24 protein-coding genes and 1 pseudogene are annotated in these 24,791 nt (G+C 54.0%); 19 read left to right on the forward strand and 6 right to left on the reverse strand.

From position 1 onward, the window contains the following. Position 1: 1 nt before the first annotated feature. The gene (locus FEE96_RS22060; protein WP_138165294.1) at positions 2 to 1,126 is read right to left on the reverse strand and encodes an ABC transporter permease; all 1,125 of its coding nucleotides are present in this window, start codon (positions 1,124 to 1,126) and stop codon (positions 2 to 4) included. An 83-nt stretch (positions 1,127 to 1,209) separates the two neighbouring features. Then, positions 1,210 to 2,160 carry a sugar ABC transporter substrate-binding protein gene (locus FEE96_RS22065; RefSeq protein ID WP_138165295.1) on the reverse strand — a complete coding sequence of 317 codons (951 nt, stop codon included), beginning with the start codon at positions 2,158 to 2,160 and terminating at the stop codon, positions 1,210 to 1,212. A gap of 186 nt (positions 2,161 to 2,346) precedes the next feature. Here FEE96_RS22065 and FEE96_RS22070 point away from each other — a divergent pair, with 186 nt between their 5' ends. Next, positions 2,347 to 3,345: a LacI family DNA-binding transcriptional regulator gene (locus FEE96_RS22070; protein ID WP_138165296.1), complete on the forward strand. Its 999-nt coding sequence runs from the start codon at positions 2,347 to 2,349 to the stop codon at positions 3,343 to 3,345. A gap of 44 nt (positions 3,346 to 3,389) precedes the next feature. On the opposite strand, the gene FEE96_RS22075 is transcribed toward FEE96_RS22070, so the two are convergent. Genes FEE96_RS22075 through FEE96_RS22085 form a run of 3 tightly spaced genes read right to left on the reverse strand, consistent with a single transcriptional unit; the run spans position 3,390 to position 6,554 of the window. Further along, positions 3,390 to 4,523, reverse strand: coding sequence for a Gfo/Idh/MocA family protein (locus FEE96_RS22075; protein WP_138165297.1), 1,134 nt, complete (start codon positions 4,521 to 4,523; stop codon positions 3,390 to 3,392). A gap of 12 nt (positions 4,524 to 4,535) precedes the next feature. Beyond that, on the reverse strand, positions 4,536 to 5,429 hold the full coding sequence (locus tag FEE96_RS22080; RefSeq protein ID WP_138165298.1) for a TIM barrel protein: 894 nt from the start codon (positions 5,427 to 5,429) through the stop codon (positions 4,536 to 4,538). A gap of 21 nt (positions 5,430 to 5,450) precedes the next feature. Further along, a complete protein-coding gene (locus FEE96_RS22085; RefSeq protein WP_138165299.1) occupies positions 5,451 to 6,554 on the reverse strand; it encodes a Gfo/Idh/MocA family protein in 1,104 nt (367 codons plus the stop codon). Positions 6,555 to 6,673: 119 nt separating this feature from the next. Here FEE96_RS22085 and iolD point away from each other — a divergent pair, with 119 nt between their 5' ends. The 18 genes from iolD (at position 6,674) to FEE96_RS22180 (ending at position 24,589) form a co-directional block, all read left to right on the forward strand. Further along, complete coding sequence (gene iolD, locus FEE96_RS22090) at positions 6,674 to 8,545, forward strand: 3D-(3,5/4)-trihydroxycyclohexane-1,2-dione acylhydrolase (decyclizing) (RefSeq protein WP_138165300.1); 1,872 nt, start codon at positions 6,674 to 6,676, stop codon at positions 8,543 to 8,545. Then, entirely contained in the window at positions 8,545 to 9,384 is an 840-nt protein-coding gene (locus tag FEE96_RS23715; RefSeq protein WP_138165301.1) for a phytanoyl-CoA dioxygenase family protein, read from the forward strand. The genes iolD and FEE96_RS23715 overlap by 1 nt, the downstream gene beginning before the upstream one ends. After that, the gene (gene iolC, locus FEE96_RS22100; protein ID WP_281278375.1) at positions 9,381 to 10,361 is read left to right on the forward strand and encodes a 5-dehydro-2-deoxygluconokinase; all 981 of its coding nucleotides are present in this window, start codon (positions 9,381 to 9,383) and stop codon (positions 10,359 to 10,361) included. The genes FEE96_RS23715 and iolC overlap by 4 nt, the downstream gene beginning before the upstream one ends. Positions 10,362 to 10,372: 11 nt before the next feature. Then, a complete protein-coding gene (locus FEE96_RS22105; protein WP_138165303.1) occupies positions 10,373 to 11,215 on the forward strand; it encodes a 5-deoxy-glucuronate isomerase in 843 nt (280 codons plus the stop codon). Beyond that, complete coding sequence (locus FEE96_RS22110; RefSeq protein ID WP_138165304.1) at positions 11,212 to 12,042, forward strand: class II fructose-bisphosphate aldolase; 831 nt, start codon at positions 11,212 to 11,214, stop codon at positions 12,040 to 12,042. The genes FEE96_RS22105 and FEE96_RS22110 overlap by 4 nt, the downstream gene beginning before the upstream one ends. Before the next feature lies 1 nt (position 12,043). Beyond that, positions 12,044 to 13,030 (forward strand): inositol 2-dehydrogenase, encoded by a 987-nt coding sequence (iolG, locus tag FEE96_RS22115; RefSeq protein ID WP_138165305.1) that lies wholly within the window; start codon positions 12,044 to 12,046, stop codon positions 13,028 to 13,030. A 620-nt stretch (positions 13,031 to 13,650) separates the two neighbouring features. Further along, entirely contained in the window at positions 13,651 to 14,037 is a 387-nt protein-coding gene (locus tag FEE96_RS22125) for a Fur family transcriptional regulator (protein ID WP_138165306.1), read from the forward strand. A 30-nt stretch (positions 14,038 to 14,067) separates the two neighbouring features. After that, positions 14,068 to 14,622: a DUF2796 domain-containing protein gene (locus FEE96_RS22130; RefSeq protein WP_138165307.1), complete on the forward strand. Its 555-nt coding sequence runs from the start codon at positions 14,068 to 14,070 to the stop codon at positions 14,620 to 14,622. A gap of 6 nt (positions 14,623 to 14,628) precedes the next feature. Continuing rightward, positions 14,629 to 15,324 (forward strand): ABC transporter ATP-binding protein, encoded by a 696-nt coding sequence (locus FEE96_RS22135; RefSeq protein ID WP_138165308.1) that lies wholly within the window; start codon positions 14,629 to 14,631, stop codon positions 15,322 to 15,324. After that, positions 15,321 to 16,571, forward strand: coding sequence for an ABC transporter permease (locus FEE96_RS22140; protein ID WP_138165309.1), 1,251 nt, complete (start codon positions 15,321 to 15,323; stop codon positions 16,569 to 16,571). The genes FEE96_RS22135 and FEE96_RS22140 overlap by 4 nt, the downstream gene beginning before the upstream one ends. 21 nt (positions 16,572 to 16,592) lie before the next feature. Further along, positions 16,593 to 17,699: a hypothetical protein gene (locus FEE96_RS22145; protein WP_138165310.1), complete on the forward strand. Its 1,107-nt coding sequence runs from the start codon at positions 16,593 to 16,595 to the stop codon at positions 17,697 to 17,699. Then, complete coding sequence (locus FEE96_RS22150; RefSeq protein ID WP_246079555.1) at positions 17,692 to 18,246, forward strand: DUF3299 domain-containing protein; 555 nt, start codon at positions 17,692 to 17,694, stop codon at positions 18,244 to 18,246. The genes FEE96_RS22145 and FEE96_RS22150 overlap by 8 nt, the downstream gene beginning before the upstream one ends. A gap of 566 nt (positions 18,247 to 18,812) precedes the next feature. After that, positions 18,813 to 20,366 carry an ABC transporter substrate-binding protein gene (locus FEE96_RS22155; protein WP_246079557.1) on the forward strand — a complete coding sequence of 518 codons (1,554 nt, stop codon included), beginning with the start codon at positions 18,813 to 18,815 and terminating at the stop codon, positions 20,364 to 20,366. After that, positions 20,356 to 21,132 carry an ATP-binding cassette domain-containing protein gene (locus FEE96_RS22160; RefSeq protein WP_246079558.1) on the forward strand — a complete coding sequence of 259 codons (777 nt, stop codon included), beginning with the start codon at positions 20,356 to 20,358 and terminating at the stop codon, positions 21,130 to 21,132. Before FEE96_RS22155 ends, FEE96_RS22160 begins: the two co-directional genes overlap by 11 nt. A 3-nt stretch (positions 21,133 to 21,135) precedes the next feature. After that, on the forward strand, positions 21,136 to 21,906 hold the full coding sequence (locus tag FEE96_RS22165) for an ABC transporter ATP-binding protein (RefSeq protein WP_138165312.1): 771 nt from the start codon (positions 21,136 to 21,138) through the stop codon (positions 21,904 to 21,906). Further along, entirely contained in the window at positions 21,903 to 22,853 is a 951-nt protein-coding gene (locus FEE96_RS22170) for an ABC transporter permease (protein ID WP_138165313.1), read from the forward strand. The genes FEE96_RS22165 and FEE96_RS22170 overlap by 4 nt, the downstream gene beginning before the upstream one ends. Beyond that, positions 22,850 to 23,680 (forward strand): ABC transporter permease, encoded by an 831-nt coding sequence (locus FEE96_RS22175; protein WP_138165314.1) that lies wholly within the window; start codon positions 22,850 to 22,852, stop codon positions 23,678 to 23,680. The genes FEE96_RS22170 and FEE96_RS22175 overlap by 4 nt, the downstream gene beginning before the upstream one ends. Before the next feature lie 18 nt (positions 23,681 to 23,698). After that, the gene (locus tag FEE96_RS22180) at positions 23,699 to 24,589 is read left to right on the forward strand and encodes a DMT family transporter (RefSeq protein ID WP_138165315.1); all 891 of its coding nucleotides are present in this window, start codon (positions 23,699 to 23,701) and stop codon (positions 24,587 to 24,589) included. On the opposite strand, the pseudogene FEE96_RS24160 reads toward FEE96_RS22180, so the two are convergent. Beyond that, a pseudogene (locus FEE96_RS24160) lies at positions 24,541 to 24,666 on the reverse strand (Mu transposase domain-containing protein); the annotation flags it as partial. The gene FEE96_RS22180 and the pseudogene FEE96_RS24160 overlap by 49 nt on opposite strands. Positions 24,667 to 24,791: the final 125 nt, after the last annotated feature.

Genomic DNA, 24,791 nt, shown 5'->3' on the forward strand with positions numbered 1-24,791 from the left:
ATCAACGCTCCCCCGTAATGATGCGACGAATGTAGGTGTTCAGGATCACGGCACCCAACAGGATGAGACCAAGGAAAACCCGGAACAGTGAACTTTCAACACCAGCAAAGAATAAGCCCTGCTGGACCACACCAAAGATCAAGGCGCCCAAAGCCGCGCCAAGAACCGAGCCGTAGCCACCTGTCAGCAGTGCACCTCCGATAACAACAGCAATGATGGCTTCAAACTCTTTCAGCAGACCTCGGTCTGCTCCGGCAGAGCCAAATTCCATGACCTGACAGACGGCGAAAACAGTCGCGCAAAAGGCTGTCAGCATAAACATCAGGATTTTTACTTTGTTGACAGGAACACCCGAGTTGCGAGCGGCTTCGGCGTCGCCGCCGGCTGCAAAAATCCAGTTGCCAAATTTGGTCTTAGTCAAAAGAACGTGCCCTAAAACAACCAGGACGATGGCCCAGACAATCAGCATGGGAATCCCATCCACAATCGGTTCGCCCATACGGCTGCCACGGCTGAAGGTCGTGATTAGCCCGGCATCGCCAAGCCAGGTGAAGAGGCTCTGCAAAATTTTTCCGCCAAATATTGGGGCTAGCCAGTCGCCTTCGGCCGCGTCTTTGATGCCGCCAATGATAGTTTTGCGCTCGATGAGCTGAGGCAGGTAGATGGTAAAGCCACGCAGGATGAACAAGAATGCCAGTGTGACGATAAAGCTGGGCAAGCCGGTGCGTATGACGATGAAACCGTTCAATCCGCCAATGGCGATGCACAGCACAAAGGTAGTGAGTATGGCGATCCAGACGGGCCAGCCAAGGGTCACAGAGAAAATTGCGATCATCATGCCGGCAAAGCCAATCATGGAGCCGACTGAGAGATCAAACTCACCCGCGATCATTAGCAGGCAGGCACCAACTGCGATGATCATGAATTGGGCAGAAACGATTGACCAGTTCAGCACACCTTGGCTGTTGAACATGCCGCTGTCAGAGGCGAACAGAAGAAAAAAAGTGAACACCGCGACAGTCCCAACCATGCCACCCAGTTCCGGGCGAATGAGCGCTTGGCGCAATGGGGAAATTTCTTTGACACGTTCGTCGGCGGCGGGTGTGTTGTTTGCGACTCCAGTCATTGAAGCGCCCCCTCCCAAAAATTATGAAACCAGATTGTAGATGGAAAACGGGCGCCCGAATAGGCGCCCGAAGTTGGTCGGATTTAGCGGTATTCGCCCGCAAATTCTTCGATTTTGGTCAGGCCATCAGCAGTGACGAATCCCGGACCTGAGTTGATGTTGTTACCTGGCAAAACGCCATAACGGTGGTAGTTGGTCATAACTACAACTGGCAGATAAGCCTGCAGGAATGGCTGCTGGTCAATACCCCACTGGATAGTACCAGCCTTGATGCCTTTGACGATTTCACCGCCCAAGTCAAACGTTCCAAAGTAGATATCACCAGCCAAACCGTTTTCCTCTAGGGCCAATAGGGTTGGATCTGCGGATGTTGGGCCAAGCGTCAAAACGGCTTCAGTTTCTGGGTTAGCTGACAGGTAAGCTAATACACGGTTTTTTACTTCGGACGGATCCTGGCCAGCATCGATCATCTGTGTGCCCAGTTCGATTCCCAGACCATCTGCAAAACCCTGGCAGCGTTCGGTCGACGAGGGTTGAACTATATAGTGGTTCACGCAAAGGAAGGAGCTGATGCCATCGCCTTTGGCGCGTAGACCAGCGGCATGGCCAGCATCATATTCCGGTTGTCCCACATACATCAGGGCACCGATTTCACGCGCTTTTTCCGGGGAGCCGGTGTTCATGATGATCACATCGATGCCAGCATCTACAGCGGCACGAATTGGACCTTCGAGAATATCGGGATCAGCCAGCGTTGTAATGATGCCGTTCGGACCAGAGGCGGCTGCTTGCTCGATGATGCGTGCCATATCAGCCAAGTCACCGGTTGGCGGATTGCGGTATTCAACTTCGACATCCATCTGTTCGCCCGCCAAAGCGATACCGTTTTTAATGGTGTTCCACCAGCTGTCGCTGTCAGGAGCGTGGCTGACCAAGATATATTTCTCACCCTCGGCAGACGCCGTTGTAGCGATCATCATTGGTGCAGCGACAACCGCCGTAGCCAGCATCAGTTTTTTCATCAGTGATGTCATTATTACCTCCCAGGTATCACGGACATTTCTGTGTAAAGACGGTCCTCTCCATCTTTCCGACTCAAGTTAAAACATATCCACGTCATTCTTGCAACCGGTTGCAAAAAGAGTGGAGGAAATTCATACTGTCTTTGAATGGAATTGCGGATAAAAGGATGCACCGCTGGATCAGGGGATCGGGATTAGATGGCCATTACATTGAAAGAGGTTGCAGAACGTGCGGGAGTTTCTCGCTCTGCAGTGTCGCGCGCCTTTACGGATGGGGCTTCGGTTTCAGTTAAAATGCGCCGAAAAGTTGAAAAAGCGGCACAGGAGTTGGGTTACAGTCCCAACGCGCTTGCCTCGTCGTTGACCACCGGCCGCACCAAGCTGATTGGGCTGGTTTCGAACAACTTTCACAACCCAATTTTTCTTGAGGTTTTTGATCTGTTCACTCGAAGTCTTCAGGAAAGCGGGTTGAGGCCACTGCTGGTCAATCTCACGGATGAGACTAATCCAGAGAACTCGGTGCGGATGTTGCGCCAGTATTCTGTTGATGGGGTGATTGTGGCCTCGTCGACACTACCGCCGGGATTCGCCAAGGCGTTTCGCGATGCCAACGTGCCGGTGGTGCATAGTTTTGGCCGCTCATCCAGCGCGCCGCAGGTGCATGTCGTTGGCATCGATAACGTGGAATGTGGCCGGATGGCTGCCCGCACACTAGTTAAGCGCGGCTATGACAATATTGCATTTCTTGGTGGCCCCGAGCAGGCCACGTCGACCCAGGATCGATACACCGGGTTCATGTCCGAGTTGTCAGCGCATGCCTCGATCACGACAAGCTATTCATTTGCAGATGCCTATTCGTTTGACGCAGGGCGACGTGAGATGATTAGGCTGTTGAAATCGCCCCCCGCACAGGCCTATTTCTGCGGTGACGACGTCTTGTCCATCGGTGCGCTGTCTGCAGCTACGGATAGCGGATTATCCGTTCCGGACGATTTGGGAATTATCGGTTTGAATGATATGGAAATGGCCGGCTGGGCGAATATCAACTTGACCACAATTCATCAGCCTATTCGTCAGATAGTAGCGTCGTCAATCGAGCTGATGGTCGCCATGTTAAGCGAACCCAACCGCTACCCCGAAGCGCGAATCTTTCCTTGTTCGATTGTAGAGCGCGGGACATTGAAGCCTCTCAAATAGAAAAGCCAGGCAGGACCCGGCTTTTTAGTGTTTTGGGTTGCTGATTAACGGAAGATGGACGGTCGAGCATCTAACCAGGCACCACTGTCATTGGCCGAAGCTACCGCGGTGTGGACCGCAGCCATGGAGCGCACACCATCTGCAGCAAGCGGTAGGCCTTCGCGGGTTTCGCCGCGTATAGCATCTGCCAGATCGCAATAGATATTGGCGACGGCCAAGGGGAAGCCTTCTGGATGAGCAATCGATACACGCGACAGGCGTTGTGCATCCTCGTGCAGACCAGCTTCACCCTTTTCGATAATCTGAGTGCGTCCGCGAACCGGGGTATAAATCAGCTGGTTTGGTTGTTCGGATGTCCAACGCAGACCACCAGTTTCACCAAAGATCTGAATGTCAAAACCATGCTGACGTCCAATAGCCACAGAGGAGGTCCAAAGACGGCCCACGGTGCCACCGGTCATGCGGAAGTTAACCATGGCATCATCTTCCAGTTCGCGGCTGGGGATGGTTGAGGCGAAATCAGCCGACAGGATTTCGACTTCGTCATTGCTGATAAAGCTGGCCATGTGCAGCGCGTGAATGCCGCAATCAGCGAACTGGCCGGACACGCCTGCCATTTCCGGATCATAGCGCCAACGCACACGTGGATTGTCTGCATCCGTCGCATCGCCGTGGTGACCGTGGCTGAAATTGGTGATCACCAAGCGTATCTTTCCGAGCTCACCAGCCCGCACCATGGCGCGGGCCTGCCGCACCATGGGATAGGCAGAGTAGCAGTAGTTCACGGCGCAAATCTTGCCCGATTTCTCTGCCACACGCACGATATCTTCGCCTTCTTCGACTGTCATGGTCATCGGTTTTTCGCACAGCACGTTTATGCCTGCCTCAAGAAAAGCTTTGGTGATTTCAAAGTGAGTCGAATTTGGTGTGGCCACTGTGACCAGATCAATCTTGTCGTCGCGGATTTTTTCCCCGGCCAACATTTCCTGCCAGCTACCATAGGCGCGATCAGCAGCGACACCCAGGCGTTGCGCGTATTCACGACCTTGTTTCGGGCGGTGATCCAGTGCGCCAGCGGTGAGATCAAACAGGCCATCTGCTAATGCTCCCAGACGATGTGCTGGACCGATCTGGCTACCTTCGCCGCCACCGATCATGCCCCATTTAAGTTTTTTCATGATAGGAGCTCCTTATCTAAAGCCAATGTTTTCAAGGAATTCACGGTTTTTCCGTGCATCCCCAATAGGATCCGGATTCAGAGTTGGATCGCAATCTTGTTCCACGGTGCACCAACCAGTGAAACCGGCATCCAGCAGAACTTGGCGAACCTTGTCAAATTTCACGTCGCCGTCGCCGAGATTGCAGAAAATGCCCTGTCCGCAGGCATCGTAGAAACCGGTGCGGTTGGCGATAGCGTCGGCTTTGACCTTTGGATCGATGTCCTTGAAGTGCATGTAAGAAATGCGATCCACATGACGCTTCATGAAGGCAACAGGGTCAAAACCAGCATAAGAATGGTGACCGGTGTCAAAGCAGATCTTCAAGATCTTCTCGTCCACTTCGTCTAGCAGGCGTTCCAGCTCGGGTTCAAAGTCCATAAAGCCAGCGGCATGGGCATGGATGCCAACGGTTAAGCCATATTCTTCGGTGCCGATGCGCGCGGTTTCGGCGATGCGGTCGCGATATGCGGTCCACTCAGCCTTATCCATTTGCTCGGCCTCGGCAGCGCGACCGGCAGTGGGAGCGCGACGTGGCGAGATAGAATCGATCAGCACCATGTGCGCTGCACCATGTGCCTTTAGTGCGCGGGCTGTGCGGTGTGTGGCATCCAGTACGTCGTCAAAGGCCGCCGGGTCGTGATAGGGGCGGAACACAACGCCGCCGATCAATTCCAGATCATATTGGGCCAGAGCATCGCCCAGTTCGGCTGGGTCTTCGGGCATATAGCCAACAGGGCCCAGTTCAATGCCCTTGTAGCCTGCTGTGGCGCAGTCGCTGAGCACTGATTTCCAGCTTGGGTTTCTGGAGTCATCAGCAAATTCCACTCCCCACGAGCAGGGGGCGTTACCAATTAGGATTGTCATCTCGTTGTACCTTTCGGATGCTCAGAACGAGTTTATGTCTTGCCATTTACTGTCTCGGGATGAGGCAATAGCGGCAGCGATCACACGATTGACTTCCATCCCGTCGCGGAATGTTGGCCAGATCGGGTTTCCGGTTTCGATGGCGTTCAGGAAGTCTCGCGCTTCGATTATAATTTGGTCTTGATACCCGGTGCCGTGGCCGGGGCCCTGACAGAAGGGTTGATAATCAGGATGCGCCGGGCCGGTCAGGATTTTGGTAAAGCCGCGCTCGGCCTCGGGGGTATCCATACGATACAACCAGATTGCATTCTGGTCTTCCTGATCAAAGCGGATAGCGCCTTTGGTGCCGGTGATCTCGTAGGCATAGCCCATTTTCCTCCCGGTCGAGATGCGGCTGAAATACATCTGGCCCATGGCCCCGTTTTCAAAACGGCACATCATCTGGGCGTGGTCGTCATTAGTCACATCACCGCCCGGCCGGGTTTTATGTACGGTCTCGACCTCGGCCATGACGCGGGTGATTGGACCCAACAAGGCCAACGCGCCATTGATCATATGCGGCGCGAGATCGCCCATGGTGCCATTTGCCATGCCGGTGGTGCGCCAGGTGGCAGGGGCCTTGGGGTCGGCATAGAAATCTTCGGTGTGCTCACCGCGAAACATGGTGATCTCTCCCAGTTCGCCGTCTGCGATCAGTTTGCGTGCATACTGGCTGGCCGGAGTGCGGATATAGTTGAAGCCAACCATATTGGCGCAGCCTGAAGCCTCGCCCGCAGCGGTCATCGCGCGACTGTCTTCCAGCGACGCGCCAAGAGGTTTCTCGCAGAACACAGGTTTGCCAAGAGCAAAGGCGGCTTCGGCCACTTCGCGGTGTGTGGACTGTGGCGACGCAATGACAATGGCATCGATTTTTGTATCGTTGATCAGTGTGCGCCAGTCATCTGTCGAACGCAGAAAGCCATAGGCCTCGCGATAGCGTTCGGCACTCTGACTAGAGGAGGCGCAGATCATTTCCAGGCGCGGGCGCAGAGCTGTGTTAAAGACCGGACCCACCGCAGACATGGCCACTGCGTGAGCCTTGCCCATATAGCCGCCGCCCAAGATTCCGATGCCAATTTCCGTCATGTTTTAAAGTCCCGCTGAATTTCAGTTTGCAACCGGTTGCAAAATTTGTATCCTGAGATTCGAAATCCCGCAAGCTGCAATCGGCCTGCCGCTGTAAAATCTGAAAGGGTCGCGTTGAAATGACGACAGCACCAGACACCATCCGCCTAACCACTGCACAGGCTGTTATTCGTTGGCTAAGCAACCAGTTCATTGAGATCGACGGTGAAGAATTGCGGCTGTGTGGGGGAGGCTTTGGTATCTTTGGGCACGGCAATGTGACGTGCTTGGGAGAAGCATTGTACAATGTTCAGGACGAACTGCCGCTGTACCGTGGGCAAAACGAACAAAGTATGGGATTCGCGGCGGCAGGCTATTCAAAGCAATGGCTGCGTCAACGGTTTATGTTCTGCACTGCCAGCGCCGGGCCCGGCACCTCGAATCTTTTGACCTCGGCGGCTTTGGCCCATGCAAACCGGTTGCCGATGTTGCTGTTGTGCGGGGATACGTTCCTGACGCGTCTGCCGGATCCGGTTTTACAGCAGATGGAGAACTTTGGTGATCCGACCTTTGGTGTGAACGACGCCTTTAAGCCGGTTGTTCGGTACTGGGACCGCATCACCCATCCGGCACAGGTAATTCAGTCTTTGCCAGCCGCAATTGCCATCATGCTGGACCCGGCAGATTGTGGCCCGGCGTTTTTGGGCCTTCCGCAGGACGTTCAAGGTTGGACGTATGATTATCCAACTGTGTTTTTTGAAAAAAAAATCCACCGTATCCGCCGCATGCGCCCCGACACCAATGAAATCGCGGATGCGGCAGCATTGTTGAAATCGGCCAAGCGCCCAATGATCATTGCAGGCGGCGGGGTACAGTATTCAAGGGCCGCTGCCGATCTGACTGCCTTTGCTGAGAGGCATCAAATTCCGGTGGTCGAAACTATCGCAGGTCGCGCCAATATGCTGGCAACCCATCCTTTGAACATTGGGCCCATAGGCGTTACTGGGTCGAACAGCGCCAATGAAATCGCCGAACAAACAGATGTGATTGTTGCTGTTGGCACACGTTTGCAGGACTTCACCACGGGGTCTTGGACGGCTTTTGCTCAGGACGCTCGGTTTATTTCAATCAATGCGGCACGTCATGACGCTGCCAAACATATGTCGTTGCCTGTTGTCGGTGACGCAAAACTGGCGCTGGAGGATCTGGCACGTGCAGTTGATGGCTATGAAACCCCAAAAGCCTGGACGGGGCTGGCGCAAGAACGACGCACTGCCTGGGATGTCTATGTGGCCGAAAATGTAGAAGTCGGGAACCGTCCGGCATCATATGCGCAGGCGATTGGTGTTGTGAACGCTCTTTGTGATCCACGTGACCGTGTCGTTGCCGCCGCGGGCGGGTTACCTGCCGAGGTGACTGCCAACTGGCGAACACTGAGCGAGAGCACGGTGGATGTTGAATTTGGTTTTTCTTGCATGGGCTATGAAATTGCCGGAGCCTGGGGTGCGCGTATTGCGCAGATGGAGCGTGAAGCTGACAAGAACACAATCGTGTTTGTGGGCGATGGCTCCTACATGTTGATGAACTCTGACATCTATTCTTCGGTGTTGAGCCAAAAAAAGTTGATCATTTGCGTGTTGGACAATGGTGGTTTTGCGGTGATCAACAAATTGCAAAACAACACTGGCAACGAAAGCTTTAACAATCTGATTTCGGATAGCCCGACGATCCCGGAACCATTTGGGGTGGATTTTGAGGCACATGCCGCATCGCAAGGTGCGATTGCCGAAACCGTGTTGAACCCTACAGAGCTGGGAGAGGCCTTTGAACGTGCCAAATCCAGCTCCAAAACCCATGTCATCGTCATGAAGGTGGATCCATACGAAGGCTGGACCACCGAGGGCCACACCTGGTGGGAGGTTGGCACGCCGCATATCACCACCAGTGATCGCGTGCGCGAGGCGCATGTCGACTGGGAAAGCAGTCGCAGCAAGCAGCGCAAGGGCGTGTGATGAAGCGCTTTACCGCAGAAACGGCTGACCCGGCTGAAATTGTTCAAGAGTTACTGCATGGTGGTGGCGCGGCTGGGATCTCTGGTTTGTTTTCGGCTGAGGATATTACCGATGCACGCGCCATCATCATGGCGCAGTCCGAGCAATCTGCGGAAAAAGCCACTCATTTTCAGGGCGCCGCCGAAGAGGTGGGAAACCTGAACCTGCAGCGCCGGGTTTGGAACCTGCTGGCCAAGGGCGAGGTTTTCTCGCGCATGGCCACACATCCGGTTCTGATGGCAATCCTGCGTGACTTTCTGGGGACAGAGTTCATCATGGGCTCGATCGCCGCCAATCGCATTTTGCCAGGCGGCCCGGGGCAGGAACCACATGTGGATTACCCTTATTGGGATTTTCACAAGCCCGAGACACATCCTGTTGGGTTCAATGGCTCGTTTCCAATGAATGCTCAGGTGTCGGTTCTGCTGGATCCGTTCACCGAGGAAAGCGGTGCTACCGGATATGTACCGGGCAGCCAACGCGAGCTGCGTTACCCAACGCCAGAAGATGATTTTTATGGGCGTTGCGAACGGATGACCGGAGAGGCGGGGGATGTGGCCCTGTTCTACGGAGTGACCTGGCACTGTGCGATGCCAAATAATGCGGATCATGATCGCAGTGCGGTCCTGATCCAGTACCTGCCCAAATGGGTGAAACCAATGGAAGACATGCCTGCAGCGCTGCCCCGGACCTTTGTGGATCAGGCCAGCCCGGAATTGCGCCAGTTGCTGGGGATGAACTATCCATACCCCGAAGTTCTGGACGCTGCCAAAGCAGGAAACGCGGAGGGACGAAAGTGATCCTGGACGGAATCAAAAAACGCAATTTTCTAGTGATTGGCAGGGTTGGAATGGATTTGTGCCCGGATCCAGCAGGCACAAGCATCCCGGAGGCCACCAATATGGTTGTTGGTATGGGGGGCAGCAGTGCCAATATTGCTGCGGGACTTTCGAAGTTGGGGTGCAAATCAGCGTTGGTGACTTCGGTGTCGGATGACGCCGTTGGTTGGTACTGCGAAGGCCAATTGGATCGCTATGGCGTAGATCGGACACATGTAAAGCGGATCACCGGTGAATGCCGGACCTCGTTGGCGGTGTATGAAACACGTGTGGAGGATCATCAATCGGTGATCTACCGGAACAATGCCGCTGATTTTCAGATGTCCGTCGAAGACGTCGAGGCGGTGGACTACAGCCAATACGGTGCTTTGATAACGGCAGGCACGGTATTTGCGGCCGAACCGTCCCGATCAGCCGCGTTCCGGGCTTTTGAATTGGCGCGCGCAGCTGGATTACCGATCATCTTTGATGTGGACTATCGCCCCTACAGCTGGCCCTCGGAACAGGTTGCCGAGGACGTCTTGTCGCGTGCGGGTGCCTTGTCGGATGTGATTGTTGGCAATGACGAAGAGTTTGGCTTTATGGCCGGTGACATCAGTCGCGGCTTGGATAAAGCACGCGAGCTCGCGGCATCCAGCGCTGCAATTGTTGTCTATAAAATGGGTGCCGAAGGCGCCGTTACCTTTGCAGATCAACAAGAAACACGCACTGGCATCTATCCTGTCACCGCTTTGAAACCCACCGGGGCAGGGGACAGTTTTATGGCTGGTTTCCTGGCCTCTTTGTCAGAGGGACGTGAGATGCAAGTGGCGGTTTTGCGTGGATCTGCCTGTGCCTCGATTGTTGTTGCCCAACCAGGTTGCGCTCCTGCCATGCCAGTACCGGCCGAGCTCGAGGACTTCCTCGCCTCGCACCCCGGCCCAACACAAGCTTCATAAAGGACTAAACTATGCATATCGCCCCACATGATAACAAAAACATCCCAATCGTCGACGTGGACAATCCGACGGTTCCGCTGAACTATTTCAACATAGTCAAACTGAATAAAGGTGAGGCGTTTGAATATCAGGTGCCGGGCTATGAAACCTGCGTTGCACCAGCGACCGGGACGGTAAACATCGATGTCGAGGGCGTTAGCTATGACAAGATTGGCACCCGGACCGTTGACGTCTGGGATGGCGAACCCGAAGGTGTTTATGCGCCGGTTGGTGCCAAGGTAACCATCGTCTGTGTTTCAGACGAAACCGAAGTGTTTGTGGCAGGTGCCCGCTATAACAAGGTGCTGGACCCGTTTGCCGTGCGTGCCGATGAAATTGACTTGGTTCAATACGGCAGCGACGACACCAAAACACATCGCAAGATTAAGCATATCCTGGGTCAAAAGCAGCACGGCCAAGTAGGACGTTTGCTTGTCAGTGAGCTATTTACTGTGGGGCAGGGCGGTTGGTCGGGATTCCCATCGCACAAACACGACACGGATCGCCTTCCCGATGAAACCCGTCACGACGAGACCTACAACTTCCGTTTCCGTCCCAACTATGGCTCGGGCGTGCAGATGCTGCAGCGTGAAGATAACAAACCGGGTGACGCCTACCACATCATGGATGGTTCAACGATCATGCTGGACAAGGGTTATCACCCCTGTGCGGTTCTGCCGGGTTATGAGATGTACTACTTCACGATCCTTGGTGGCCTGAGCCAGCGCTCTCTGGTGCAGTATTTCCAGCCAACTCACGCCGCACAGCTGGACACCATTCCTGGCATTAAAGACATGATTGCGAAGTTCAAATGACGCTTGCAACACTGGCCGATGTCTTGCAACCCGCGCTGGCAAATGGCTATGCGGTTGCTGGACTGGTGACGCTGGGTTGGGAGGACATGCGCGCCTATGTCGCCGCCGCCGAAGCCGAGAATGTGCCGGTGATCTTGCAAGCTGGCCCTTCCTGTCGCGAACACACTCCGCTGCCGGTTCTGGGAAAGATGTTTCGACATTTGGCCGAGGAGGCTTCGGTTCCGGTGGTGGCGCATCTGGATCACGGTTACACTGCCGAAGAGTGCCGGGTGGCCATTGGGAGCGGGTTCACGTCGGTGATGTTTGATGGGTCACGTACTCCGTTGCAGCAAAATATCGATAACACCGCAGCCATCGTTGATATGGCCCATGCGGCGGGTGTCTCCTGTGAGGGGGAGATTGGTTTTGTCGGTTATTCAGGCGGTGAGGGATCCTCTGGGACTGACCCAGAAGATGCGGTGCAATTTGCCCGTGAGACCAGCGTTGATGCCATGGCGATATCGGTAGGAAATGTCCATCTGCAACAAGACAAAGAGGGCGGCCTGGACGAAGCGCGCATTCGTGCGATTGAAGCGGTCACAACTGTGCCGCTGGTGATCCATGGCGGGTCGGGTGTGCCCGAACTGCAGCGTAGGGCGCTGGCGCAGGGTTCAAGAGTCTGTAAGTTCAACATTGGTACCGAATTGCGGATCGCCTTTGGCGATGCACTCCGCGAGGCGGTGAACCGCGATGCAACGCGATTTGACCGGGTTAGTATTTTAAAAGAAACACATGATCCGCTGGTCGCTGCGACTCGTCGTGTATTGCAAGCGTTCAAGGGGGCGTGATATGCTGAAAATAGGATTGTTGGGCTGTGGCCGTATTGGCCAAGTGCACGCCAGATCAATTGCGACGATCGACGGCGCAACGGTCACTGCAGTGGCGGATGCCCTTGCCATGACCGCGCAGTCGCTGGCGGCCGGAACGAGCGCAAAAGTCTTGGACAGTGATGCCTTGATCTGCAGCCCGAATGTAGATGCAGTGGTCATTGGCACACCCACCGATACGCACTATGACCTGATCCATCAGGCCGCGGCTGCGGGGAAGGCGATCTTTTGTGAAAAACCGGTGGATATGTCGACGGATCGTATTCGGGATTGCATCAAAGTGGTCGAGACCGCTGGGGTGCCATTCATGACGGCCTTTAATCGTCGATTTGATCCGAACTTTGCAAATATCCAAGCCCGTATTGCAGCAGGAGAGATTGGCGACGTCGAATTGGTGACCATTCTGTCGCGGGATCCGTCACCGCCGCCAATCGGCTATATCAAAGGGTCTGGTGGGCTATTTCGTGACATGATGATCCACGATCTGGATATGGCGCGTTTTCTGATGGGAGAAGAGCCGACAACTGTCTATGCTGTTGGTTCGGCTCTGGTTGATTCTGCGATCGGTGACGCGGGGGATGTCGATACTGCAGCAGTTACGCTGACCACCCCATCCGGTAAAATATGTCAGATCTCGAACTCGCGACGCGCCACTTATGGTTATGATCAGCGGGTCGAGGTGCATGGGTCGCGTGGCCTACTTCGAGCTGAAAACATGTTCGAAAATACGGTTGAAGTGGCTGATCAAAATGGCTTCCGCAAGGCTCCGGTAATGAATTTTTTCCTGGAACGCTATGAAGCTGCTTATCGGGCGGAAATGACGTATTTTGCCGCCCAGCTTCGAGCAGGCGAGACGCCGACGCCAGGAATTACCGATGGGCTGTGCGCGCAAATACTGGCTGATGCGGCTGCACAATCTCTCGCCGAGGGAGCACCAGTTCAGGTCTAAAGTGGCTTGTATATTGTCAAAATGGCCAGTGAGTGCCGAAAAGGCGCAGGTGAGGCCTGGTTCCAACTATTCACGTGGTATAGGAATGCTTGTGCCGTGGTTATTTGGTCCGACGTGGTGACCGTACTCGGTGGGTAGCGCAAGAAGAATTAGGAACGGTTTTCCCGGTGTGGTCACATTAACTATTGTTTGGTTGCTCGTATCTGACCTTAGAAGGGCCTTGTTGCAGGGAGGGTGAAGAGGTCGGAACGCGCCCTACTCGAGACGGATTTCAGGCGGTGCGTTCGAAACTGGGTCGGCCAAGTTCGGTCATACGGTTCAGTATCCGGACGCCGAGATTGGCTTATGTCTTCTGATTTTCGAATGAGCGCGCCTTGAGTTTCGGCCCGATGGCGGTCTTTCAACGACCCATCAGGGTTTCGCCCCGGCTCCGCTGATTGCAGAGCCGGTACGATTTCATAGAAACGGATCTAAGTGACGGGTTTCGTGAAAGGCTGCTTCGAGCCGAATATGTGAATGCACCGTAAATCAATACGTCCTGAACCTAGGTCTTGAGGCGGGATTCAAACCTTGCATAAATTATTTTATAAAGTAACATTTTGCAAACGATGGAGATTTGATTGAGAAAACGAGCAGCTTCCCGACAAAAAGATGTCCTGAGCGTGTTAAATGCTTGCGACAGGCCAATGACAGCTTACCAAATCCTTGAAAAGCTTCAGATTGCAGAGCCGGACATCGCACCTCCGACGGTGTATCGCACACTTTCGGCCTTGACCGACCAGGGGCGTGCGCATCGTCTTGAGTCCATCAAAGCCTTTGTCCCTTGTCGCTGTAATCACGTTGAAAGTGTGCCCGTTCTCGCAATCTGTGAAGACTGTGGTTCAGTCGAAGAACATGATGGCAGTGACCTGCTGCCAAGACTGACAGCTCTTACTGATAAAAACGCCTTTATAGCGGATCGGCACATCGTTGAAATCCACGGCCAATGCGGGACCTGCGCGGCCTGATCTTTTCTTCTTAGTCAAAACGGAATTACCATGAAACAAGCACTCTCTCTTATTGCCCTTTTTGCCGCGATGCCCGCACTAGCAAACGAAACCCGCCAGCTAGACGCCCACGAACATGGGGTTGGTGAGCTTAACATCGCAATCGAAGGGACCACTGTGCTGATGGAGTTCCATGCGCCTGGAGCGGATATCGTGGGATTTGAATACAGTGCAAAAAGTGACAGCGACCGTGCAGCTGTTGAGGCCGCGGAAGTCAGATTGTCTGCGCCTCTGGAGCTTTTTGTGATGCCCGAGGCCGCGACTTGCACAGTAAAGTCAGCTCAAGCCGAGCTGGAAGGCGAAGGCGGGCATGATGATCATGCGGATGAAGGCCACGCAGAACATCAGGAAGAGCCAACCCACACAGAGTTCCATGCTCAATACATGCTGACATGCGTCGCCCCGGACGCATTGACTGAGATTTCCTTTGTCTATTTCGAAGCATTCCCCAATGCCCAAGAAGTTGAAGTTCAGATCATCACAGCTTCGGGCGCAAAGGTGTTCGAAGTGAGTAGAGATGCCCCAACACTCGCTTTGGAGCACTAAAGGAAGGTGAGTGAAGCTGTCTTAACACTATCCAATGTCGGCTATCGCTGGCCAGGGCGCGCGGGGTTTGCGCTGACTGTTCCTGACCTAGCGGTCGCTTTAGGCGAGTCGGTTTTGTTATTGGGCGAAAGTGGCTCTGGCAAGTCCACGCTTCTTTCGCTGATTTGTGGGGCAATCCTGCCGGATAGTGGAGTCGTGTCAATTGCCGGTACAGAGATCAGCTCTTTGTCTGGAGGGGCGCGAGACAGATACCGAGCAGAGCAAATTGGGGTCATTTTCCAACAGTTCAATCTGCTGCCGTTTGGCACAGTTTCTGACAATATCCTTTTGCCGCTTCGTTTTGCTCCAGCACGACGCAAACGGGCAGGGGTTGCCTTGGCCGAAGCAACTCAACTCTGCGCGACCCTGGGGTTGCCCGAAGGGGTGGGCAGTGAAAAAGCAAGCGCATTGAGCGTCGGACAGCAGCAGCGGGTTGCGGTTGCACGGGCTCTGATTGGTCACCCACCCCTGATTATTGCGGATGAACCCACTTCGGCTCTTGATGCTAACAGCCAGGCAGCTTTTTTGGACCTGCTATTTGCTCAAACTCAGACACATCAGACCTCTCTTCTCATGGTCAGTCATGATCCGCGTCTTGGTGAACGTTTTGACCGAGTGATCAACATCGAAGATATTGCAAAGATTGCGAGGTCGGCGTCATGATTTTTCGCCTTGCGATCGCTTCGCTTTTGGCGCGGACATTGACAGTTGGTATGACGGTCCTTGCCATCGCCCTGTCTGTGGCTCTTTTCCTTGGCGTCGAAAAAGTGCGCAATGGTGCAAAGTCTAGCTTTGCCGACACGATCTCGGGTACAGATCTGATCGTAGGTGCGCGTTCGGGGTCAGTGCAGCTGCTACTTTACTCGGTCTTTCGTATTGGCAGTGCGACCAACAATCTGAGCTGGGAAAGCTATCAGGATATTGCCGCTAGGCCGGACGTAGAGTGGATTGTACCGATCTCGCTCGGCGACAGTCATCGGCAATTCCGGGTCATGGGGACAACAACAGCCTTTTTTGAGCACTACAAGTACCGGCAGGGCAGATCTGTGAAGGTTTCAGAGGGCGCCCTCATGGATGACGTGTTTGATACTGTGATTGGAGCAGATGTTGCTGCAGCATTGGTATACAGTGTGGATGATTCCATCGTCGTCGCCCACGGATTGGCCTCTTTCACGGAACATAAGGACCAGCCTTTTCGTGTCTCCGGCATATTGGAGAAGACCGGAACGCCGGTGGACCGCACAGTGATCGTCAGCCTAGAGGCAATCGAGGCGATTCATGTTGATTGGCAAAGTGGGGCGCAGCTCCCCGGAAAGGCCACACCGTTGGATGTCATTCGAGAAATGGACCTGACACCGCAAGCTGTGACTGCAGCACTCGTCGGCGTGGAAAGCCCGCTTCAGACTTTTGCGTTGCAACGTGCTATTAATGATTACTCCGAAGAACCGCTACTTGCGATTTTGCCAGGTGTTGCGCTGCAGGAGCTGTGGGGGATCGTTGGGATCGCAGAAACCGCGCTATTGGCGGTCTCGGCCATGGTGGTTGTCACTGCACTGATCGGAATGATGGCAACGATTTTCTCCAGCCTGAACGAGCGCCGCCGTGAGATGGCGATCTATAGAGCGATGGGCGCGCGCCCTGTCACTATTCTTGGAATGCTCGTGTTAGAAGCTGTTGTGATGGCGGCGATCGGTGCGCTGTTGGGGTTGGCTTTCCTGTATATCGGGCTGGCCATCGCGCAACCTATTGTTGACAGTACCTTTGGGCTATGGCTCCCGATCGAGATGCCGTCAATGCAAGAAGTTTGGGTGATACTTGCAGTGGTGGGGGCTGGCGCAATCGTGAGCCTTGTCCCTGCATTACGGGCTTACAGAATGTCCGTTGCGGATGGTATGATGGTTAAGACGTGATGAGAGTATAGGGGTAACCCAGTGTTGGATCGCAGAACGATCTTGGTCTTGTTGTCGAGCTTGTCTGTAAGGCTAAAGGGGGCGATCAGCTTCGTGTTGACCGCATTGTCCGTTGCTCCGGCACCGCTATTTGCTTGTGTTTTTGACATGGTCAAACCCGAGCGGACACAGGTTGACTGGATTCTGGATGCTGAAACGCTTGTGTTGGCGCGCCCAGGGGGCAAAAATCCCTTTTCCTTCGAAGTCACCCGTTCGCTGATTGGTGAAACGGACAGACCACCAATCAAACAGCTTGTTAATAGTGTCACGCGGCGAAAGCTTGAAGCTAACCTATCTGACCAAGTGTTGTTCGCGTATCAGTCTGAAACTGGATGGCACCGCGTCGCATTTGTGGATGAGAGTTTTCGTGGCCTGTTGCAGACGGCTTTGGATAACCGTGCATCGTGGCAAAGCGGTATGCCGCAAAGCCGGCTGGAATTCATTACTTCCCTGCAAAGTAGCTCAGTTCCCGCCCACAAAGCTCTGGCTATTGGAGAGTTAGACAAAGTCCCTTACGCCGACTTGCGTCAGCTAGATTTGACTATTTCCAGCGATGAGCTTCTGGCGGATCTTTGGACAATAAATGGATATCGGTATCAGGCTATTCGGGCTCTGCTTCTTGGATTGTCAGACTCGCCCGCTGCGCACAAAGAGATCCATGGCTACATCAACCGTGCTATCAAACGCGACAAGGCCAACAATCTGGGTGCCTTTGCCGCAGCGTTTATCGAACTTGAAGGCGTGTCGGGTGTCGAGCACCTTGCAAACAACATACTGACGGATCCCCGTCAGTCGCTTGACAAGCTGGAACAGATTGTAATGGCTATGTCCGTGCATCATGGTGTGGCTGGCCCTGTGCTCAAGTCAGAAATTCAGAGTGCTATCAAAGCATTGGTTGACAAGCGCCCCGAAGCAGGAGCTATCGTGGCACGACAGTTTTCCTTGCGTTCTGATTGGTCGCAGACCGACATACTGGAGCCTCTGGTGCGAGAGAGAGAAGTTGCCATGAGGGATCTTTTGACAATTTCAGTTTATCTGGCCCGGGCCCGCGAAAACACCGGAAAGCCAAATGGAGTAGTAAATGAGTGACAAGTTCCCAAAATACGCTGTTGAGAAACCAATGGGGCAGAAAACAACGGATCTGAAGCGGCGGAGACTGTTGACGGCTTTGACGGTTGTGCCTTTTTTGGGGGGACGTGCCTTTTCAGAAGATGTCATTGAGCTGAGCTGGTCCGATCTATTGCCCAAAACCGAAACTGCTATTCCGCAATCTCTACTCGGAATAATTGAACACGATAACCTGTCGCTCTCCAGTGAGCAGCCAGAATCCAGCGGCGTTAGATCGGACTGGAATGGGCAGACGGTTCGTCTACCCGGGTACATCGTACCTATCGACTATGATGGCACTGGTGTTACGGCCTTCATTCTAGTGCCTTATGTCGGGGCATGTGTGCATGTCCCGCCGCCGCCTGCCAATCAGCTGGTCCTTGTTACGACATCCACACCTTACGAAAGTGAAGGCCTGTTCGAACCTGTTTACGTGACGGGGATGTTTGGCATTTCTTCGATTTCTACGCATCTCGCAGACATTGGCTATGCATTGTCGGCGGACGAGATAGAGCCCTATCAAATGTAGCAAGGGTTTCAGCAGACCGATGCTTGCTTTCCAAAGTAGTAGATCAAACCGTCCTTCGCGTGGTTCAGCAGCCGGATTTTTTGACCATCTTCTCGCCAGGGTTCTTCGTTGTCTTCTTCATCGTACAATCCTCAGTGGTTACGATGAGCCAAGGTCATTCTCTGGTAAAATTACCCTAATTGGACCCAGAAGAGCTAACAACGGACAAGGCGAGAGCTCCTAATTTGATGCATATTCATTTGCATTTAGGCGCTCAGGTTAGAAAACGAATACTCGATTGTCGGAACAAGCTAGTGCCAACGGTTCACTCGTCGCGCTCGCTTGGGAGCTAGTACATAACAAAATGATCAGAATACCAGCGGCTCTAGAATGTCTGACGTGCTGCCCATTTCTCTACAGTGATTTTGGGAGTGAATGCCGTGCAGGCCTAGCTTTTGGTATGGCTTGACCACAGATGCGCGCAATATGTAGCATTTCCTGAGGGAAACGCTTGGTCAATGGTTGCTATGTTATGACATAACGTATAAGGCACGATCAACACATCACCAAACAAAGGATTTCCGCGGGTGTTTTTCTCTAAGTTTTCAAAACTCTCTCTCATTAGCGCATTAAGCACCTTGGCCGCAGCCAGCGCCTCAGCTGAAAACCGCGCTCCCAAAGAATTGGTAATTGCAGCACCATTTGGGCCTAAGAGCTCTGTCCCAGATCCTCGTGCTCGCCAAAACGGCTGGTTGAGCAATCGGGCAGGCGTCTCGGAAACTTTGATCGGTCTGGGCTACGACATGTCCATGCAGCCGCGTTTGGCGTTGTCCTATGAAAACCTTTCGCAGACTCAGTGGAAAATAGCCCTGCGCGAAGGAGTGAAATTTCATGATGGTTCAGTTCTGACCGCTGCCGATGTGAAAGACTCCTTTGCCAAACTGGATGCCGAAGGGCACCCTGCGTACAATCCGCGTCTGTCAAAATTGCTGGGCCTTAAATCTATTACAGTTGAGGACACGCATACTTTGATTTTTGAAACTGAAACGCCGAACTCTGCGTTTTTGTGGACCCTGACCGAACCGTCTGCTGCCGTCATGAAAGATGGATATGATGATTACCCGTTGATCGGCACCGGTCCCTTTGTATTTGAAAAAGCTGTGACCGAAAAAACCTATGTGAGCCGCGGCTTTGCGGACTATTGGGGCGGAGCACCAAAGTTGGACCGGTTGGTCATTGATGCAATCCCAGATGGAGCGGTGGCTGCATTGGCGCTGAAATCAAGTGACGTACATCTGGTTTCCAATTACCCCGAAGCTGATTTTGCCAAGCTCGAAGAAGATCAGGCCGGGCAGCGTTTTGCGGCTTCAACCACCCGTCTGTTCTTCTATCAGCCGCGGATGGATGGTGGGCCTTTGGCCAATGATGCTCTGCGTCAGGCCGTTTCGCTTGGGTTGGACCGTGATACCATCGTTGCGGCCTCGCTTGCGGGCGTGGGTGGGGATGTCGCCAATTCAATGTTCCCGGCGAATATGACCTCTTGGGTGAACCCGCACCTGATGCTGCCTTATGATCCGGCACAAGCCAAGGCATTGTTGGACGATGCGGGTATTGTGGACAACGACGGCAACGGCATTCGCGAACTGGATGGCGCGGATGTTGTGCTAAAGCTGCGCACCTATGAAGGCCGTGCAGCACTGCGTCCGACCTTGGAAATTTCGCAGGCAATGTTGCAGCAGATTGGCATTGGAGCCGAGATTTCCATTGGAGAATTTGGCGCCAATAATGATGCACTGGCGGCGGGTGAGATCGATATGCACCTACAGGCCTGGGGTACAGCACCGCAGGGCGACCCAGACTACTTCCCCAGCACCTTAGTTGCCACGGGCGCAAGCTACAACATCGCAGGCTATAGCAATCCGGATCTGGACGCGTTGCTGGAGCAGGGTCGCTCGTTGTTCAAAACCGAGGAGCGCCAGCCGATCTACGCCAAGGTTCAGGACATTGTGAACCAGGACCTACCCATTATCCCGTTGTTCCACAAAACTCAGGTTTCCGTTGGCAATGGTAAGGTGATTGGCTACCAGATCCACCCGGCCGAAACGTATCTTGCTTCGCCGGAGCTGGATCTTGCTGAGTGATAATGCCCCATTGCTTTCATTGAATGGCCTGTCTGCCTGTATCGGCAGGCAGACCGTCCTGGAAGATGTCGGTTTCACTCTCAGCAACGGTCAGTGTTTGGCGGTTGTTGGTGGGTCAGGAGCGGGCAAGTCTACTCTGCTGCGCCTGATCCTGGGGCTGCGGAAACCGGCAGTTCCAGTGGCGGGGCATTTGTGCTTCGACGGTCATGATTATGCGCTGTCAAAGGCCTCATCGGGCAAGCCAATGGGTATTGCCTATGTGCCGCAAAGCCCCGCGCATGGTTTTGACCCTTTGCGCCGACTGCGCTGGCAGTGGCAGCAATTACAGCGTCTTCTTGGCAAACATGCTGCCGGGGGTGAGGTGCTGGATGCGCTTGGTTTGCCAGTCTTGGCCAAGGCCTTTCCTCATGAATGGAGCCGCGGCATGCAGCAACGATTGCTGGTTGCGATGGCGCTGTTAGAACAGCCTAAAATGCTAATCCTTGACGAGCCCACCTCGGCGTTGGATCCACTCATTGCCGCACAGGTTCTGACCGAGGTGCAGCGGGTGGCGCAAGAGTGCGATATAGCGGTGATGATGGTGACACATGATCTGGCGCTGGCAGCGCAGTTTGCGGATCAGATCGCCATATTGCATCAAGGCCACATGGTGCAGACCGGTCCAGCGCAACAGGTGTTGACGGCTCCATCCTGTGATTACGCCGCAGAGCTTGTTGCCCATCGCTATTGGCAACAAGAAAACCCAGAATCATTGGCGGCCGAGTAAACCATGCTGAACATTGCCAAACTATCTGTGTCGGCGGCTGGCCGTACCCTGCTGCACGAGGTATCATTTTCTGTTGCAGCGAGTGAAATGTTGTGTGTCATCGGCGAGAGTGGCGCAGGAAAATCGACCCTATTGAAGGGTTTGATGGGGTTGATGCCTTGCCGCTACGAGCGGTTTGAGCACAGATCATCCGCAGAAGAATCTGCCTTCGCGACAACGTCGGGGCTGGGATTGCCTGCCTGTCGATATGTCATGCAGGATCCGCTGGCAGCGCTGAACCCGAAACGTAGTTTGGGTCAGTCGATTTGCGAGAGCCTGTACACCCAGAAGCTGCCCGCTCCAGAGCAGCGCAATCGGGCCCTGTCTGCCCTAGAAGCGGTGGAACTCCCGGTTGAATTTTATGATCGGTTGCCCAAGGAAGTCTCTCTTGGGCAGGCGCAACGTGCCTGCTTGGCGCGCGCTTTGGTCGCCGAACCTGAGCTGATCATTTTTGACGAACCCCTCAGTGCGTTGGATGCTTTGGTACAAAAGAAGATCGCCCTCAAAATGGATCAGCTGCGCCGCGAAATAGGCATCACCTATATTGTGGTCACTCATGACCTGGGATTTGCTGCAGCCTATGCAGACCGCATTCTGTTGTTGCGCAACGGGCGGATGGAAACCTTTCAGGACAAGGGGGATTTCTTTGCAAACCCAGCAAGTGCCTACGCCTCAGATCTGGTGGGCGCAGCGCAGACCCTTGGCGCGCTGAATAGGATGGAGGCTGCGGAATGAACGCGCTTTTAACAAGGCTTGGTGGTTTGGTGACTGTCCTGTTTGGCATCAGTTTTATCACCTTCGCGGTGACACATTTTGCACCTGGTGACAAAGCCTTGGCGATTGCTCAGGCGCGCTATCCTGGTGAAATGGGTTTTGATGCCGAAATTCTAGAGGGCATACGTGACGAGTTCCACCTCGACCGCCCCTTTATCTCTCAATACCTGCATTGGCTGGTGGATTTTCTGACTGGTGACTTTGGACGTTCATACAGCTCGCACTCCAAGGTTTGGGACATCTTTGCTGGCAACCTCGAAGAGACATTTTCCCTCGCCATTACCGCGCTGACACTGGGACTGGCTGCGGCCTTTCTGCTGGCAGGGCTTGCCGTCTGGCGAAAAGGTTCGTTGATTGATCGCTTTGCCATTCTCCTGGCCTCGGTTGGGGCGGCGATCCCTAGTTTCTGGCTGTCGATCTTATTGATCCTGCTGTTTTCAGCCCATTTGGGATGGTTGCCGGCCTATGGCACTGGAACGTTGGCGCAATTGGTTTTGCCAACGGTGACGCTGGCCTTCTGGGTGATGTCGTCACAAACTCGATTACTGCGCAGTTTCCTGTTAGAAGCCTATGACCAGCCTTTTGTCGAAACCCTGCGTCTGCGTAGTGTTTCAGAGCGCGAGATCTTCTTTTCTCATGTCTTGCGCCACGCGCTTTCACCTGCCTTGACGATGATCGGTCTGGACCTGGCTGGACTGATCGAAGGCGCGGTAATTGTCGAAATAATCTTTGCCCGGTCTGGGCTTGGCTCTCTATTGGCGGGCTCGGTTTTGGCTAGGGATCTGCCGGTTGTTGTCTTTTTGGTGATGTTCTTTGCGCTGACCTATGTGCTGATCAATACAGTTATCGATCTGGTTCAAACCTTTACTGACCCCAGACATCTGGCAGGGGAAAGGAACGCGGTATGAGCATGTCCCTATCAAATCCTAATGTAAAACAAACCATACCCGCGATGCCGGGAACTTGGACCTTGATGGTCTTTGCTTTGACCTTGGGTGCAGGCATGCTGATGACCCCATATGATCCAACACAGGCTGATTTTTTGAACCGGCTTGCCACGCCCAGTGCCCTGCATTGGTTTGGCACCGACCACTTGGGCCGGGACATCGCCACTCGGGTCCTCTACGGCAGTTTTTGGTCCCTGGGGCTGTCGCTCGGTGTGGTCAGCATCGGGGCGGCGATTGGCACAATTGTAGGGCTGGTCGCAGCGCAGAATGGGCGGTGGGTCGATATGATCCTGATGCGCACAACTGACAGCTTTTTTGCCTTCCCCGAGCTGATTTCGGCGGTGACCATCGCGGGCCTGTTTGGGCCCAGCACAATGAACCTTGTGCTGGCCCTGATCGTTGTCAGCTGGATGAAGTTTGCCCGTTTGGTGCGGAGCCTCGCGATTAGCGTGGTGCAACAGGATTACATTTTGCAAGCACGGCTGAACGGTCTGCCCGCATGGCGTGTGCTTTGGCAGCATAACCTGCCCAATATTCTTCCGGGCGTGTTTGTGCTGTGGACCAACAGCTGGTCCCGCACCATTCTGGCGATCTCGGGGCTAAGCTTTTTGGGTTTTGGAGTGCAACCGCCAAATGCAGAATGGGGGGCGATGCTGCTTGACGGCAAGGCTTATCTGCTCACCGCGCCGCATATCATGATATTCCCGGGACTGGCAGTTTTGTTTGCAGTCCTGACCATCAACCTGACCGGAGATCGTTGGCGTGACCGGCTGGCGGATAACATCTAAACACAGATTGGATTAGTTTTGGACACTTCCGGTATTTCCTTGCGCGTTGGCGCAACGTTTTTCTTCTCCGTTATGGTCATTTTCATCAAGCTTCTGTCCGAAGCCGTGCCCATCGGCCAAGTGGTGTTTTTTCGCAGCGCGGTGGCGCTGGTGCCTCTGGTTCTGTTTTTGATGTGGACCAAGGATTTCCCCAACGGTCTCTACAGTAAGAGGCCGATGGGGCATCTGGTGCGCTGTTTGATGGGTTGCGCGGCGATGTTTGCCTCATTTGCCTCAATAAAATATCTACCGTTGGCCCATGCTTCGATCCTTGGCTATCTCGCACCGATGTTGGCGGTGGTTTTGGCCCGGTTCATATTGGGCGAAAATGTGAGCCCCATTCGGTGGTTTGCCGTGGTGCTGAGCTTTCTGGGGATGCTGGTGCTGGTGTTGCCAAAAGCAACCGGCGCCGCTTTGGATCAATCCTATATGATCGGACTGACACTGGCTCTGGTGATGGCGGTCTTTACTGCAGGGGCCAAAATTCAAATCCGTTCTTTGGCTTTGACCGAAAACGCTGGAGCGATTGCCTTTTACTTTGCTCTGACCTGTGCGTTTGCCGGACTGGTTACAGTCGGGCTGGGCTGGGTGCAGCCGAATCCCACGCAATGGATGTTGCTCATAGGGTCCGGCTTGGCAGGGGGGATTGCCCACATAATGATGACCCTCGCCCTGCAAAAATCCGAGGTTTCCCAGCTTGCTCCGTTTGAATACCTGTCGCTAGTCTTTGCGGTGATTGCCGATTACAGTCTGTTCAACGTAGTACCGGGCGTGGCGTTTGTCGGGGCTACTGTGTTGATTTTGGCCGCGATGTGGCTTGTGACTTTCAAGGACAGCCCTGGTCCTGCAAAACGGGCCGGAACGCTGTAGCGGTTGCTGTCGTATTGAACCAGGCAGGTAGATCGCACACGGACAGTCTTCTCGACATAGCTACCAAAGGCACGACCCAAGGGACGCAGATCAGCCTTTTACTCAGCAAAAATGGCATCAACAGTGCCCATGGTGACAAATCTATCTAACGGCTGATTCCAGCCCAAGCGAGGCATTAGTACAAGGCACAAGGCCGCAATGG

Source organism: Parasedimentitalea maritima (assembly GCF_005771405.1).
Classification (GTDB): Bacteria; Pseudomonadota; Alphaproteobacteria; order Rhodobacterales; family Rhodobacteraceae; genus Parasedimentitalea; species Parasedimentitalea maritima.